At 51.2% G+C, this 15,931-nt stretch carries 10 protein-coding genes; 5 read left to right on the top strand and 5 right to left on the bottom strand.

All coding sequences use genetic code 11. The annotated features are described in order from the left end of the window. Positions 1 to 547: 547 nt before the first annotated feature. On the top strand, positions 548 to 958 hold the full coding sequence (locus GJJ30_RS28735) for a response regulator (protein WP_154178598.1): 411 nt from the start codon (positions 548 to 550) through the stop codon (positions 956 to 958). Between the two features lie 12 nt (positions 959 to 970). On the opposite strand, the gene GJJ30_RS28730 is transcribed toward GJJ30_RS28735, so the two are convergent. Next, positions 971 to 1,357, bottom strand: coding sequence for a hypothetical protein (locus tag GJJ30_RS28730; protein ID WP_154178597.1), 387 nt, complete (start codon positions 1,355 to 1,357; stop codon positions 971 to 973). A 594-nt stretch (positions 1,358 to 1,951) separates the two neighbouring features. After that, positions 1,952 to 3,178, bottom strand: coding sequence for an exo-beta-N-acetylmuramidase NamZ family protein (locus GJJ30_RS28725; RefSeq protein ID WP_154178596.1), 1,227 nt, complete (start codon positions 3,176 to 3,178; stop codon positions 1,952 to 1,954). Positions 3,179 to 3,319: 141 nt separating this feature from the next. Between GJJ30_RS28725 and GJJ30_RS28720 the strand changes: the two genes are divergently transcribed. Beyond that, positions 3,320 to 4,558 (top strand): ABC transporter permease, encoded by a 1,239-nt coding sequence (locus GJJ30_RS28720; RefSeq protein ID WP_154178595.1) that lies wholly within the window; start codon positions 3,320 to 3,322, stop codon positions 4,556 to 4,558. Between the two features lie 251 nt (positions 4,559 to 4,809). On the opposite strand, the gene GJJ30_RS28710 is transcribed toward GJJ30_RS28720, so the two are convergent. Next, complete coding sequence (locus GJJ30_RS28710; RefSeq protein ID WP_154178594.1) at positions 4,810 to 5,235, bottom strand: hypothetical protein; 426 nt, start codon at positions 5,233 to 5,235, stop codon at positions 4,810 to 4,812. Between the two features lie 820 nt (positions 5,236 to 6,055). Here GJJ30_RS28710 and GJJ30_RS28705 point away from each other — a divergent pair. Beyond that, on the top strand, positions 6,056 to 6,385 hold the full coding sequence (locus GJJ30_RS28705) for a hypothetical protein (RefSeq protein WP_154178593.1): 330 nt from the start codon (positions 6,056 to 6,058) through the stop codon (positions 6,383 to 6,385). Positions 6,386 to 6,639: 254 nt separating this feature from the next. After that, positions 6,640 to 8,997: a glycoside hydrolase family 20 protein gene (locus GJJ30_RS28700; protein WP_229313478.1), complete on the top strand. Its 2,358-nt coding sequence runs from the start codon at positions 6,640 to 6,642 to the stop codon at positions 8,995 to 8,997. 83 nt (positions 8,998 to 9,080) lie between these two features. On the opposite strand, the gene GJJ30_RS28695 is transcribed toward GJJ30_RS28700, so the two are convergent. Beyond that, positions 9,081 to 12,329: a CHAT domain-containing protein gene (locus GJJ30_RS28695; protein WP_170299296.1), complete on the bottom strand. Its 3,249-nt coding sequence runs from the start codon at positions 12,327 to 12,329 to the stop codon at positions 9,081 to 9,083. Positions 12,330 to 12,437: 108 nt separating this feature from the next. On the opposite strand from GJJ30_RS28695, the gene GJJ30_RS28690 reads away from it, so the two are divergent. After that, the gene (locus GJJ30_RS28690; protein ID WP_170299295.1) at positions 12,438 to 15,230 is read left to right on the top strand and encodes a CHAT domain-containing protein; all 2,793 of its coding nucleotides are present in this window, start codon (positions 12,438 to 12,440) and stop codon (positions 15,228 to 15,230) included. Here GJJ30_RS28690 and GJJ30_RS28685 read toward each other — a convergent pair. Next, positions 15,227 to 15,922 (bottom strand): hypothetical protein, encoded by a 696-nt coding sequence (locus tag GJJ30_RS28685; RefSeq protein WP_154178590.1) that lies wholly within the window; start codon positions 15,920 to 15,922, stop codon positions 15,227 to 15,229. The genes GJJ30_RS28690 and GJJ30_RS28685 overlap by 4 nt on opposite strands. Positions 15,923 to 15,931: the final 9 nt, after the last annotated feature.

Here is a 15,931-nt window from a genome sequence, read left to right as displayed (position 1 = left end):
CCCCTTAGTCTGTCAGGTTGAGGGGTTTATTTGTTTTGAGGGGATACTTGGGGCAAGTTTGTTTTTCTTCCATCGGTTTCATGTCTGAAGCTCGCCATTTCCTTCTGCTTAGCCAGGAATACTTCAGAACTTTGCTTGTCGATTGGGCGGTGAAGCTGGAACACTGAAAATAATTTGGGATACTGCAAGCCAGAATCTCCGATGAAATACGTTCACATCAGCGGAATGGAGAATGAAGGAACAAATCAGAGGCCAGCTGATTTCCACATTTCAGAATGGGCAATCTGGCCGGGTTTCCTAGCCGCTGCTTTTTTTATTATAAGCTTAGATTATTTCCATTCTGATTAATCTAGATCGTAATTCGGCCCAAACAGAATGATTTTCAGGAAAAACTCTTCACTGATACAAACCAAAAAGTTAGAATTAAATTTATTTTTTAGAGTAAGTCTAAATAACTTGATTTCACTGGTTTTTCAAAACAATACTATTCAACAGTTTCTTCTAGAGTAGTACTAGATATTCAGTCCAGTTAGTGATTAGCGTATTTATGATAGTAGAACGATCCATCTATATAGTGGATGACCATGCTGATTTTCGATTTATACTGAAGCAATTATTTTCGATGGCAGTCCCTCGCTCAACCACACGTTTGTTTGAAAATGGTCAAGCCCTTCTGGATGGATTGAATCAATCAGACGCGCTCCCTGTTCTGATTTTGATGGATTGTCATATGCCCGTTCTCGATGGTTACCAAACCATACTTCAGTTAAAACAAAGTGCGGCCTATCGACACATTCCGGTTGTCATGATGAGCAGTGAAGCTGACTCCTCAGAGATACGGAATCTCTATCGGGCTGGTGCTAATTCTTTTATTCGGAAACCAATCGAATTTACCGCTCAAATGGAACTCGTGGCACAACTTGGGAAGTACTGGCTCGATACTAATTTAATCGAATAACTTTTGTAAGCCTTATTCCGGATGGTTCGGCATAATATTCTGTTGAATCTGATCGCGATCATGCAGGTAATTCCTAAGCTCTTCTTCAGAAGCAAACAATTTTGGTTCTTTAACAGGTATCGTAATTTTGACAGGAAGACGCATCAAATCACTATATTGACCCGTTGGTTTTACAACATAGACTGCCGTTGACACTTTCATTTCAAATACATCAACAGGCTCAATAACAACACTCATTTCTTCCAGTCGTCCATCAAAAAAGATCCGCTCGATTTCTCCTTCAAAAAAGGGAACCGACTCCCCTACTTTGTTATCCAAGCGCTGATCATGCTTTTCGTTGACAAAAATGGTATCACCGACTTTAAAGGGCAACTGGACGGGTTCAAATGTGATAGTCATGGTGCTGCGAATTTGGTAAAAGATATAACGAACTAACTTTATAGAAAATAGAAGAATGCAGAAGAAAAAAAATCTTGGAATGGCGGTTTACAGAGTGCTGACCACCATTTCAGAGAAGTGAAGGAGAGTAGTCCCGGGAACAGCTAAACTAACTACAGGTATTAACTCAACTCTTTAGAAAATGTTCAGGGAATATAAACCATATCCTGAGATTTAATGAATTACATAATTCTTTTGTCCGGATTCCCCAAAACCTCAGACTTCCTAACGTGCAGGATTAAACGCCAATAGTAAACTTCCTTAAGACAGCTATTACCGGAATCAAAATCGGTTTTTATTATCCTTTTTACCCACCTTATAAACTCCGATTATTTCCAAAATCCAACAGGAAAGAAGGCTCGGCAGACTATTTCAGCCGAGTACTTTCATTGAACCGCTTTCTGCGATAAAAAACGTTATAACTCCGGTTTTGAAAGTATTATCCGCAGATTTTTCATTTCAATATGTCTCAGCTTATAATTCCATTGTTCCAATCCGTAATAGCAAAACTAAAAAGATGTTGCTATTATTTTATCATTGATCAAGCCAGCAGTTTTACGGATAAAGCAGGTATTTTTTGCGCATTTCCTTGTACTGACTTAACCCAGGTTCCCAGGTTTTTCGGATGGCAGCTTCGGTCAGTCCCAGTTTGAGCTGTTTGGGGAGTTGATCGTTGCCGTAGAGTCGGTATATGTAGTTGGTAGCAAGAAAAAAGTGGTCTTTGTCGACGGCTTTTTTGTAAAAATCGATCAGGTAGTTGAGGGAAAAACCCAGTTGAGTAGCATCCACGCCCGACAGATCCATCCCGTAACAGAGCTTGCCCTCCTGGGGTGGATTGACCGCGCCCGGTTTATCGACCGGCGTAAACTGGTACGGCCCAAACTTCGGATTACCCGGTCCGCCGATCACCTGAAACTGCTTGTCGGTTCCCCGCCCAACGCTGACAATCGTTCCTTCAAACAGACAAAGGGTCGGATACAGCAAAATCGCCTGCTGGTTCGGCAGGTTCGGCGATGGGGCAACCGGCAGCGTATAAGCAACCTGGTGGGTGTAATTTTTTATCGGAACCACCGTCAGCGGGCAACGCAGGTCCGCGCTGGCCGTATCTGGTTTTTTGAGCCACTTCTCACCGTTGATCATCCGCGCCAGCTCGCCCACCGTCAAGCCGTGGAGAATCGGAATTGGATGCATGCCCACAAACGACTTAAAATCTGGGTTTAAAACCGGGCCATCCACGTATTTGCCGTTGGGATTCGGGCGGTCCAGCACGATAAACGGTTTCTTGTTTTCGGCACAGGCTTCCATCGCGAAATGCATCGTGCTGATGTAGGTATAAAACCGGGTTCCCACGTCCTGAATGTCGAAAACGATCACGTCCAGCGAATCGAGCTGAGCCGTTGTCGGCTTGCGGTTGGCGCCATACAGCGAGATGATCGACACCCCGCTCCGCGGATCGCGCCCGTTGCTGACCGTTTCGCCGTCGGTGGCCTGTCCCCGAAAACCGTGTTCGGGCGCAAAAATGGTTTTGATCGTAACGCCCCGCGCCAACAAACTGTCGACCAGATGGGTTTTACCAATAACCGACGTATGATTGACAATCATGCCCACCCGTTTTCCGAGCAGCGACGGCAAATAGAGGTTCATTTGTTCGGCGCCGGTCCGCACGGTTTCCGAAGGTAGTTCGGAGACCGGTTTCCGGTTGGTTTGGGCCGAACAGCAGACCGAACTTCCGGCCAGCCCCAGAAAACTGGCAACAAAGAGCAATTTTACGAATGAAGTCATCGGGCGTCTGATCATATCTCCTGCAAATCTGTTACTTTTATGTGGCATTTTTCGCACAACAGTCTCCGGTAATTCGTTTTTCAATTAAGTAATTTAAAACCGTTCGTTGACACAACCAACCGACCACTAAATCCTTTTCGCTTGAACGTCCCGTTTTTTATTGCCCGGCGCATCCGCCACACCCCCACATCGAGCTTCTCGGCGACCGTTACCAAAGTTGGTATTGCAAGTATTGCCATTGGTCTGGCCAGTATCATTGTGGCTTTTGCGGTTTTGTTCGGCTATAAACAGGGCATCCAGCAGAAGGTTTTTGTGTTTGGTTCGCACATCACCGTCTCGAAATTTTCCCTCAATAATTCGTACGAAGAAACGCCCCTGCCGCTCCAGACGCCCCTTTATAAAGGGGCTGATAAAATCAGCGGAATTCGTCATATTCAGGCCGTTGCGACCAAAGCCGGGATGCTCAAAACCGCCGATGAACTGGCGGGAGCGGTTTTGAAAGGTGTTGGCCGGGAATACGACTGGGATCTGTTTCGGAGCGCGATCGTGGCCGGGAAACTGCCGCAGTTTTATAAAGACAGCGCCCAGTGCAACCCGAACTATTCCTGCCAGATTCTGATCAGCAAGCGGATTTCGGAGCGGCTTCAACTCGACGTGGGCGAAGACGTCATCATGTATTTTATCGGTAATACGCTGCGCCCCCGCAAGCTTCAGGTGACAGGCATTTACGATACTGGACTGGAAGAAGGCGACAATGTAATGGTTATCGGCGACTTACGGCTCATTCAGCAATTGAATAACTGGGGGCCGGATTCGGTGGGCAGCTACGAAATTTTTGTCAAGGATTTCAGTCAGCTGAACATCGCGTATCGGGACGTGCGCGAAGCGGCTTCGCCCGACATGCGGCCGATGCGCGTCACGGATACGTACAAACCGCTGTTCGACTGGATGACGCTGCTGGATCAAAATACCGGTATTTTTCTGGCCCTGATTCTCTTCGTGGCCGGTTTTAATATGGTGGCCATTCTGCTGGTGCTGATGATGGAGCGCACGCCGATGATTGGTCTGCTGAAAGCGTTTGGAAGCCCGAACGCCCTGATCCGGCGCGTTTTTGTTTACGTTGGACTGAATATGGTAATTAAAGGTTTGGTGATCGGCAACGTGATCGGGATCGGTTTGTGCGCCATTCAGTATTATTTCGAACTCATCCCGCTCGACCCTAAAAACTATTACATGGATACCGTGCCGATTGCCTGGAATTTTCCCGTAATCGGTCTGGTCAACATCGCGACCATCAGTCTGATTGCGATGGTCATGTGGCTGCCCACGCTGGTAGCCACGAAAATCCAACCCATTAAAGCACTGGTTTTCAAGAAATAAGACACGATTTTCGGGTGATAAATGCGAATCAAGCGCCAATTTTTGCGGCTCCAACCCTTGATTCGCATAGGTCTTGTTTCGTCAGAAGTAACCCCCTTTCTGGGTAATTTCCTGAATCGTTTGCCCCTCGTGGACCCAGTTGAAAATCATCTTTTCGTTTGCAATAATTTCTTCCGTCCGCATCAATACGTTGTAGGAAATCCCGCGCGGAACCACCAGTACACCATCAATATCCCCTAAAATTATGAAGGTTAACTTTTGGAGTAGATCATTAACTTACGGACTTTGGGATGGAGTTGTAGATTGAGCAGGAGCAACGCCATTAATCCGTCAATCAACTGATAATAAGTGCGATACCCAATTAAACTCACCAGCACCAGGGTCCAGGCCAGCAGTAAAATGCTGAGCCCAACTGAAGCGCCCCAGGCCCAGTTATAGCCGTTGAATGCGGCCTCGGCAATCGGAATTCGAACACGGCCCCATAAACAGCCAGCCAGAAAGAGCGGGGTCAATCCAAACGTGATCAATACAAATACCCCCGCCAGAAAGAAATCGTCCACCGGAAAACTATTCCGCAACTCCGGATGAATTCCCATTTCGAACCCGGTTGGATCAATCAGCAGGCGAATTCCGCCCTGAATTCCCCCAAATGCCAAAACCAGTTGGGTTAGGAGCATGAGAAAAAAAGGAAACGGCCTTTCGGATGACTTACCAAATTGATGCAGATTCATGCCACTAGTTAAATGCCTTCGATTCAGGGTGCGTTGAAGGTATTCCTCGGCCAACTACTCCATTTCTCCTATGCATACCTCGTGACGGATAACCGGAAATAATTCCAGATGTTTAAAATTACCCCGGGCTTAGAGACTGCCTGAATTTTATAATTTTCCCTTTCTGCTTTGCCCCCAACCCCCTAAAGGGGGCTATAATCGGGATTTCAAAGCCCCCTTTAGGGGGTTGGGGGCAAAACGAAGAAAGGGAAAATCTGAATTTCAGACATTCTCTTACAGGATTTTTAAATTTAGGCAGTCTCTTTTATTATCCATGATTCTTTTACTCTTTGCTGCATTTCTCCTCAACAGGGCAGTCCTGAAATTGTAAAAACCGCCCAGCAGATTTACGCCATAGCAAGAAGGAAGGAGAGGTCAGTTCCGGCATTTTTAAAAACCGCTCACCTTCAATTTTGAAATGGGATTAATATTATCCATTTGACTGAAAACCAGCGCTTTTCAACCACTTACTTACAATTTTGCCGGTACAAAATTTATGGCACAACTATTGATACGATTGATAAGTAATTTTACATGAGCAATTCTGTGTTTTCATAGCTTCCAGGGTTCTATCTGTTTCGAAATCAACTTATCATTTTTAACTCTGGTCGAATGTGGCTTCACTTCACGCTTCTGTATCCGGATGGTAAAATCTGCACATGCCGCCTTTTGATAGAAGAAAACCCACCAAGCACTTGTACCCATATACCCTTTTCTGTGCCTCACTATGTTGAATAACATCAAAATCACCAACACGACTCAACTTGCTACCGGCCTTCAGGTAAACACTTGTGAAATGTTTTTGACCCCTCCGATGCAGCGCTATTTTCACTCCGAAATATTTCCCCAGTTCGAACGGGAAATTGAGCAGGGTATTCATCGCCAAATCGGTACGCAAATCCAGTATTACAGTTTTACCCTCAACCAGGAACAGGAAGAATCCTTCAGTCGGGCGGTGGCTCTGGCCATCCCTGTTCTGCAACAGCAAATCAGCAAGCAAGATACTGGCGCTATCCTGGCAGGCGATAATAGGGATGGTCAACCACTTATTGGGTAGGCGTTACACCCGTACGTTTCCCGATAGTTCACCCAGTCGGAGATAATTTGAAACAGACCCTCAATGAGAGCCTGTAAACCGTAAAGCTTTTAAATTAAAAGCGAGCTCAAAAGGGGTTTGAGCTATTTTTTTGCACAAACACTTCTTTGTTTATTCCGATTTTCCGGAAGATAGTATCACAAATCTCCCCATAAGTAAAAGAATTATAAGGCCCCGGTCGGTATTTTTGCTTTTCTGAACCGAACCGAATTCCCATGCCTGAAAGCCCCTTACCCTTTTCGAGAAGGCAATTTTTAATCGCAGCTTCTGCCGTAACCGCCTGCGCGGTAGCCAGTCCGGTCTGGGCCTCGCTACCGGTTTTAGCGGGGCCTCTGAAACAACCGGTTTCCTTCCGGCACTTCCCTTCTCCCCTCCACGCCTTCATCTGGCGCAACTGGAACCTGGTCCCGCTCGAACAACTGGCGCGGGTTCTGGAAACCAATCCTGACGAAGTAAAAAAGCTGGCATCGGTGATGGCGCTCCCTCCCGCACAAGCGGTTTCGGCCGACCAGCTAAAACGGAGTTACCTGACGATAATTCGGCGGAACTGGCACCTGTTGCCCCGCGAACAGCTTCTGACCATTCTCGACTGGACTGATGAAAAATTGACTTTCACGCTTCAGGAAGACGATTTCTTCTATATAAAACTGGGCAGCCTGAAGCCGGATTGCGAACCGATCCGGCTTCAGGCTGCCGCTTCGACGGCAACGAAACTCCGCGAAAAACAGCTGGTTCGGTGGATGCGGGAAGAATTTCCGGGCGGTTTTCCGATTCATCAGGAACCGCTGTTTCAGTTTGTGAAAGACCTGTCCAAACCGCCCGAAACGAAGCCGCTGCCTTCTTCATCGCAGATTTCGCCCCGGTTTGGTTACGCTTATTTTGCCTTGTTCGGCGATCCTTTGCTGGAACCGGACATCGATCCATATCCCGTTGGTTACCTGGAGCAAATGGCATCGGCGGGCATGGACGGAACCTGGATGCACATTGTTCTTTCCAAAATCACCCCCTTTCCCTGGGATCCGGCGCTGAGCGAACACTGGGAACAACGGCTGGAAAATTTGGGGAAACTGGTCAAAAAAGCCCGGCAACACGGCATCGGTATTTATCTCTACCTGAACGAACCCCGATTTCTGCCGCTCGCTTTTTTTGACAAAAATCCTGACTTAAAAGGCGTGACCATCGGTCAGCAGGCCGCGCTTTGTACGTCGAATCCACTGGTTCAGCAGTACCTGACTGACTCAATTGCCCTGATTGTCAGCCGCATCCCTGAACTGGCCGGTTTTTTCTCGATTACGGCTTCGGAGAATTACACCAATTGCTGGTCGCACGGGAAAGGCGACGGCTGTCCGCGCTGTTCGAAACGCAGCCCCGCCAAGGTCATCGCGGAGTTAAATGGAATCTACATGACCGGCATTCAAAAGGGCCTGGCGTCCAAAACCGCAACCAGCAAACCGCAGCTGATCGTTTGGGATTGGGGCTGGAAAACCGGTTTTGCCGAAGAAATCATTCCAGAACTCCCGAAAGAAGCCGCCCTGATGAGCGTCAGCGAATGGGAACTGCCCATCGAGCGGGGCGGAATTAAAAACGCGGTTGGCGAATATTCCATTTCTTCCATTGGGCCGGGTCCGCGGGCGTCCCGCCATTGGGCGATTGCCCGACAAAACGGTCTGAAAACCATCGCCAAAATTCAGGCGGGCAATACCTGGGAAATTGCCGCTGTTCCCTATATTCCGGCGCTCGAGAACGTGGCTACCCATGCCAAAAACCTGCGCAATTCCGGCGTTGAAGGGCTGATGCTCGGCTGGACGCTGGGCGGATATCCGTCGCCCAATCTGGAGGTGGTGGCCGAAATGGGAAGCAGTGCCACGATTGAACCTTTGGAAGCCATGCAGAACGTGGCGAAACGACGATATGGATCGGCTGCTCAGGCTGTTACCAACGCCTGGCGTCAGTTTAGTCGGGCGTTCTCGGAGTTCCCTTACCACGTTGGCGTCGTTTATAATGCGCCCTTACAAATGGGACCGGCCAACCTGCTCTGGTCGGAGCCAACCGGTTACAAGGCGAGCATGGTGGGGTTGGCGTATGACGACCTGAAAAGCTGGCAGAGCAATTATACAACCGACGTTTTTATCAGCCAGCTTGAGAAAGTGGCCACCGGTTTTACATTGGCGCTGGAAAAACTGAAGAAGGAAACCTCGGTGCTTCGACTGACAAATCTGCAAAAACGACGGCTGGCCGGTGAATGCCGCGTCGCCGAAACCGTAGCCGTCCATTACGGCAGCATTGCGCTCCAGGCCCGATTCACCCAGATTCGGGACCAACTGGCCACGGGAAACCTTCCGAAGAAGGACTGGCAGGAGATGGTTTCGTTGCTGGAAACCATCCTGAAAAAAGAGATCCAACTGGCTAAACAAATGGCCAGATTGCAGGCCCAGGACAGCCGATTGGGCTTTGAAGCTTCCATCCATTATTTCTACGTGTGTAATGATCTGGCCGAAAAAGTGATCAATTGCCGCAACCTGCTCGAAAACTGGCTACCGGATTTGAAAAAGACGCTTTTAAAAACGGATTGATCGCTTTCGGGACTTTCCATTGCCTGATAGGAACAGTCGGTTAATCGTTCCAGCCCCGACTTCCCGGTTTTGGTTGGTGAACCTTATTCCACCAGCACAAAAGCCGCCCATTTGAAGGGTTCCTTTGGATACCGGGCCCGCATGTGGTTTTGCGCGTACGCATAGGCTGCGGGCACGGAGCCTTTTTTAAGCAGTCGACGGTAAAAGAGCGTCATGTATTCGGCCGTTTCCCGATCCGCCACTCGCCAGAGGCTCATTAAGAGATACCGCGCACCGGCCATTTTCACGGCTCGCTGTAAACCGTAAACCCCTTCGCTGCCCTTCACTTGCCCCAGCCCCGTTTCGCAGGCACTCAGCACCACCAGTTCGGTGTTGCTCAGGTCCAGATTCGACAATTCGTAGGCGGTTAAAATGCCGTCGTCAATGCCGTCGATGGGCGTGCCGCCTTTCCAGACGTAATTGGCACCGGCCATCACCAGCCCCGACCGCAGCAGCGGATTTTCTGCAAACTGAAACCGGTTTGGGCCGTCACTTATAAAGGCAAATTGATCGGTTTTGGGAGCGGACAAATCGGGGAAGAAAAAACCGTGGGTGGCAACGTGAAGAATCTTCGGCGAGCGCCCCGCCAGTGCTTTGAGGCTACCTTCCGTAGCGGTTTCTCTGGTCAGGACAGTTGTCTGGCCGGGTGGCAGGATCCGGCGCAGGTTTTCGACCTCGGCCTGGGTGCCGGGCAGGTAATCCCAGGTGCCCGAACGAGTCGCTTCGCGCAGGGCCAGCTGATGCTGCACTTCTTTCTGCTTGATCTGCCGGATCAGCCCCAGACTGTCGGCGTCGTACGAAATGCCTCCGTAAAGGCTGGTTTTAAGCGTTTTTTTAACCAAAGGCTGCTCGGTTTTCGCATTCCGCAGTGCTACGATCCGGGTGCTTCCCACCTGCCGAATCTGGAAGCGGTCGGCTATGCACTGGCTCGAATCCGCGGGGTTTGGTAACGCCCCCAGCGCAATCTGGTGGAGCCGTCCGGAGGGGGAAACAAATACGGTTTTGACACCCTGCAACAGCGAATCAAGGGGTTGCCAGATCAGGCGCGAGAGGTCCAATCCCCGCGTTACCTGAACAGCACCGGGACCGGATTCGACCACTCCGCCCCGGTACAGGCTGTTAATTTGGGTGGGCGATGCGGTTCCGGCAGCGAGCAGTTGATCAAATTGTCGCTGCTCGCCCAGAAACACAATTTTAGGTTGTACAAAGCCGGGCCGCAGTACTAATGCCAGGTAAAAGGTACTGTCCGTCCAGCGTTTATGGAAGTAGCGAAACGAGACAAACTCAATGGCGGCTTCATCCGGTTTAAGGGCCTGCCGTATTTGGGGCCATTCCAGGCGCAGGCTGTTAAAGGACTTGGCGTATTCAGGCAGCGCCAGCACCAACTGCTCTTCTAAACCCGCAACCCGGTTCCGAAGGGAATCTATCCTGCGAATCTGACTCGCGGGCAAGCTTTGAAGGCGGATCAGGTATTGTTTGGCATCCCGGAGCTGAATGGCGATGCGCCGGGCGGTGGTATCCGTTGTCCGGGCAACCAGGCGGTTGAGCTGCTGACCGGCCAATAGTCCTACACCCGAACCCAGCAAGGCATCGTTGTAATGCTGACCGGCCAGTGTCTGGGAAGAAGTAGTTTGCGAAAGCGAATACACGACGTTTTTATAGTCAGCTTTTTGCTGAAATTGCCCAATAGCGGTTTCATTCATCACCCCAATCTGGCTGAGCAACTGACCACGATACTGTTGCCGGGCTTCTAAATAAAAAGCCGCAGCTTGCTCGAACTGGCCGATTGCATCATATAACTCAGCCAGATTGATCAACAACGTAGCATAAACTGGATGCGCATTACCCAGCATTTGTTTAACGATGGCCTGGGCCTCAAGAAACAGCGGCAGGGACTGCTCATACTCGCCCATCGCCATGTAAAATAGTGCTAAGTTGTTACGCGAAACAGCAAAGTTAGGATGATTTTCCCCCAGCACCTTCTTCCAAATATCGCTGGCCTGTAAAAGCAATGGCAGGGCTTGGTCGTTCTGATTCTTATTCCAGTACAAAATTGCCAGGTTGCTTAATAAAGCCGCATAATCCCGTTGATACGTGACGGGGGCGACAGCCAGGATCGTTTTGGCCTGTAGAAAAAGTGACAGGGCTTTATCGTATTGACCCATGCATCGGTACGTTTCTGCCAGGTTATTCAGTGAGTGTGCATAATCAGGGTGGTTATCCCCCAAAGCTCGCTTTATAATTTCACTGGATTCCAGTAATAAGGGAAGAGCCTGCTCATACTGACCTTTATACTGATAAAAGGCGGCCAGGTTATTTAACGAACTCGCATAATCCTGGAGGTTTTTATCCGGGGCTGCAACGTAGATAGAAATTGACTGTAGCAACAGCGGTAAGGCTTTTTCATCCTGGCCCAGTTCCGTATACAAACCTCCCAAATTATTGAGTGTATACGCATAATCCGGGTGGCTCTCTCCCAACACCTGCTTCAGGACATCTCTGGCCTCCAGAAAAGGAGGCAAGGCTCGTTCGTATTCACCCACATTGTAATAAGATAGCGCGACACTTTTGACCAATCCCGCATAAATGATGTTTTGTTTGCCGACGTATTTGCCAAAAATGGTCCGCATTTGCTCCGTGGCCAATACCACCGGCCGGTCTTGTCCGCGTTCTTTAAAGAACATAATTGCTGAGCTAAGATGAAGAAAATAGCCTTGCCACAGTTGCCCAAGAGCCGGATTTTCATTGTCGATACCGACGCCGTGTTCCAACAAAAAGCGCAGTATAGCCGGTTGGTCCTGCAGGAGTGCCAAAACCATTGCGTTGCCCTGTCCTACTCGTAAATCAGCCCCCCGTTCGGTCAGGTACCGTAACACGTCCAGGTGTCCATTGGCAGCAGCCCACTCGGCGGGCGTCCAATTGGCTTTTTTTAAAGTCGCGGGGCTGTAACCGGTCTCGTTGATGGCGAGTTTGAGGGTATCGACCAAATAACGCAGCAGTGGAAGTTTGTTGCGTCCGGCAGCAAGGCCCGTCAAGCTGCTGTAGTCCGAACTGTTTTCTGTGGAAATGATGCCCCGGCACTCGGTTTTGGCCCCGTTGCGAAGCAGTAATTTCACCACGGACGTATCCGCATGGAAACACGCCCACATCAGGGGGGTGGCACCCAGAGAATCCGTAGCGTTGGGGTTGACACCGGTTTTAAGGGCAGCTTGCACCCCGGCCAGGCTGTTTTGGCGAAGGGCGGTTAGCAGCTTCGGGTCAATCTGAGCCTGCGCCAGTGCGGGTATGAACAAAAAAAGGAAGCAGAAACGGACTGACAGCGAATGGATTGGCATACGGAACGGGAATTTCATCTATATTCGCTAATTCAGCCCAATAGTAACATCTTAACGCTACTTTTTTTGTTCCACCACCTGCGCTCCCTGGCCATTGGATTCTGGCTCCTGCCGATGTTCCTGCTGCCGGGAGCGATCCGGGCGTTGGGTCAGTCGGTGGTGGAATTGCAACGGAAAGGCAATGCCATTTACCGCGATCAGCCCGCCGAAGCACTCCGGCTTTTCGGGCAGGCCCGCGAACTGGCTCTCCAGCTTGGACAAACCGATCGGGCGGCCAACATCCGGGTCGATGAGTCCACGGTTTATAACGTGATGTACGACAACTACCGCCGGGCCACGACCAGTTGCCGGGCGGGGCTGCAACTCAACCCGCTGGCCGACAGCACCCGGTTTAAACTCTGGGCCAGTCTGGGTGAATTATACCACCAGCGAAACCGCCCCGACTCGCTGGCCTTTTTCTGGAAACGCGCCAACGACCTGCTGACCGCCCGGCCCGCCCTCGAACGGGAAACTTCAGCTTACGTGGCGGTATTCTGGAGCAATCAGGGTTTGTCCTATCTGGAACAGGGCGATTACCGACAGGCGGAACGCTGTTTCCAAAAACGCCTGTTGCTGCTGGTCAACCAGAATACGCCCACGCGCCAGGCCATCGCCGAGAATCAGTTTGCCTATTTCTACATGGAAACCGGTCAGCTCGCCCGCGCCGACTCGCTGTTCGGGGCTTCCCTGTACCATTACACCGCTTCCGACCTCACCCGCGGCTGGCTGTTGCTGGGCTTGGTTGAATGTCGGCTGAAACAGCAGCGATCCGATGCGGTTCCGGAACTCATCCACGAAGCGACGCAATGCGCCCGGCGGGCACAGGCCGACGGTGCGGAATTAGCCGCTTACCTCGATCAGTCGCAGGGGAAATATTGGGAGCAGAAAAACCGCCCGGCGGAAGCAAAAATTTTCTTCGCCCGCTCGCTGGTAACCAGCCGACGTCTGGGCGCGTCGAACCGCCTGCTGTGGCGCGGTCTGATGGCGATGAGCCGGATGGCCCGCCAGCCGAACGACCTGCCCAATGCCCTGGCCTTTGTCCAGCAGGCCATCCAGCAAGCCAGTGTCCGGTTCCGAAGTAACGATCTGAGTCAGAATCCGACACCGGCCGATTTTCTCAACGGACCGGATTTGTTCGAGTCGCTTTGCCGGAAAGCCCAATTGCTGCGCGCGGCCCGGGGAATGGTCAATCATTTACAACTGGCCGATCAGACCTACGAGCGGGCGTTTGCGCTCAGCGATCTCTTACAGGAATCGTACAGCTCGGAATGGACCAAGTTAGTGGCTCAGAAGAAACTTCGACCCGCCTACCGGGAAGCCCTTGCCGTTGCCTACGATTGTTACCGGCAAAATCCCAATCCAACCACACTCGCCAGGCTATTAAACCGGCAGGAACGGGGCAATGCGTCGGTGCTGCGCGAGACCTTGCAAACCTTGCAAAACCCCTACTCCAACGCACCCCTTCAGTTGATCGAACAACTGCAGCAAACTAAAAACCGCCTTTCGGTGGCCAAAACCGCCTGGGTCGAGCGGAATTCTGAAAATACGGAATCCATCGATAGTGAACTGGTCAACGCTGAGTTAGCCTGGAACCGGGTTTACCAGCAACTACACCCTTACCGCCGAAGTCGTAAGCTGCAGCCTGATCTGCTGGCAAAATTGCAAAACCGCCTGGATCACCAAACGGCCCTGCTGCAATACAGTCTGACGCCGGACTCGCTGCTGGTTACTGTGGTGAAAGCCCAAACCGTCCGGGTCATGCTGCTGCCGGTCAGCGGGGCCGACCTCAACCGGTTGAGCAGTATCCTGCGGCACGAAGCCTACCGAAACCCCGATCCGTTTCAGTATACCGGGCAGGAATCCGCGCAGGCTTTGTTCAACCAACTGCTCCGACCCATCTGGAGCGAATTGCGGGACATTCGCCGGTTGGTGATCGTGCGCGACGGGCCGCTGCATTACTTGCCTTTTGAGGTGCTGGAAACCGGCCGGCGACCCAACGATTACCTGCTGCGCTACATGGCAATTTCCTACGGTTATTCCATGAGCAGTCTGACCGAAAACCGCGTTTCTGACTCAGTCGGCACGCCATCGGTGTTGAGCATGGCGCCTTTTGTTCCGACGAAAACCGCTCTGGCAACGCTCCAGAAACAGAATTTAGACCCGTTACCCGGATCAGAAAATGAGGCCGAAGTAGTGCCGGGCACGTACTCGACGGCGGGAAATGCCAGCAAACGCACTTTTTTGACCTTGCTGCCGCAGCACCAGCTTCTGCACCTGGCGACGCATGCGGAAGCCAGTGATACGGACCCCGGCAACTCCTTCATAGCGTTTTTCCCCGACGAGTCTTCCTATCGGCTCTATGCCCATGAACTGGATGTGCTGGATTTGCGGCATATCCGGCTGGCGGTTGTGACGGCCTGTCGCACCGGTAATGGTCAGCTTCACGAGGGCGAAGGCTTGCTCAGCTTGAGTCGGGCTTTTGCGTCAGCCGGTTGCCCACAGATAATCACTTCGCTCTGGAACGCCCACGACGGTACGACGGCCATCCTGACCAAACTGTTTTATACGGAGCTTCGTCGCGGACAACCGACGGATGTCGCCCTGCAACAGGCAAAACTTCAGTTTCTGGAGATGCAGACGTCCAGAGGTGCCTACAGCCCGCCCCATTTCTGGGCTCACCTGGTATTGATGGGCAATCCTCAGGCGGTTTTTCCTACCGCGTCAAACGGGGCCTGGGCCTGGCTGGGCATTGGCCTGGCGGTTTTACTGGCCCTGATTCTGGTCACCTACAGCTTGTACCAAAACCGCCGGCTTCGTTAGTGGGTGAGCTTTTGCCAGCGAATCTGCCACCAGACTTTCCAGCGATCAGTTCGGTCAATCCGATACACCAGTTCGCCGGATTCGTTGATCATCCGGAGTGTCGAATCGGCATTATTGGGCTGATTGTTAAGCAGATAAGCATTCAGCAGATGCCATTCCACGGCCTGTCGAAAATACGGACGCAGGCTATCGGCGCGGGCCAGTTTCTCTAAGTTTGCAATCGCCATTTCGGGTTGACCATTCGCCAGAAAAGCCTGAGCATCGAAAAAGTTGCGGTAGAACGATCGTTGTCTGGGAGTCAGGGCGGTTTCCTCTACATCTTCGCCCAGTTCACGGTAGCGCTGGGTCAGCGTCACATCGTCCCGGTACGTTTGCAGGTCAACTCCATCGAAGGTTAGATAGGCCAGCCACATGCCGATCAGAACGACTCCACTCACGGCCATTCGTCCCAGCCCCACCCGGCGGACAAGAGGACGGTGAGTCAGCTCCTGCCGAACGGCTTTCCGGACCGTGTTTTCCAGACTCATGAACCGCAGGGCCTGATCAGCGGTTTTTAGCCGCTCGGCGGTTTGCCGAAATTCAGCATCGCGCGCCAGTTCCTGTTCAAAAATAAGGCGCTCAGAAATGGGCAACTTGTTCTGGTAATAGTCTTCGATCCATTCCCACTGTTTCAATTGATCGTCTGGTCGCATAACCGGGTC

The organism is Larkinella terrae (assembly GCF_009668025.1).
GTDB classification, from domain to species: Bacteria; Bacteroidota; Bacteroidia; order Cytophagales; family Spirosomataceae; genus Larkinella; species Larkinella terrae.
Note: the sequence above shows the minus strand (reverse complement) of the source record. Positions and strands in the feature narration are given on the sequence as shown.

Coding starts and splice junctions, on each gene's coding strand:
- GJJ30_RS28735 (WP_154178598.1), top strand. CDS start 548: ATGATAGTAGAACGATCCATCTATATAGTGGATGACCATGCTGATTTT.
- GJJ30_RS28730 (WP_154178597.1), bottom strand. CDS start 1,357: ATGACTATCACATTTGAACCCGTCCAGTTGCCCTTTAAAGTCGGTGAT.
- GJJ30_RS28725 (WP_154178596.1), bottom strand. CDS start 3,178: ATGACTTCATTCGTAAAATTGCTCTTTGTTGCCAGTTTTCTGGGGCTG.
- GJJ30_RS28710 (WP_154178594.1), bottom strand. CDS start 5,235: ATGCTCCTAACCCAACTGGTTTTGGCATTTGGGGGAATTCAGGGCGGA.
- GJJ30_RS28705 (WP_154178593.1), top strand. CDS start 6,056: ATGTTGAATAACATCAAAATCACCAACACGACTCAACTTGCTACCGGC.
- GJJ30_RS28700 (WP_229313478.1), top strand. CDS start 6,640: ATGCCTGAAAGCCCCTTACCCTTTTCGAGAAGGCAATTTTTAATCGCA.
- GJJ30_RS28685 (WP_154178590.1), bottom strand. CDS start 15,922: ATGCGACCAGACGATCAATTGAAACAGTGGGAATGGATCGAAGACTAT.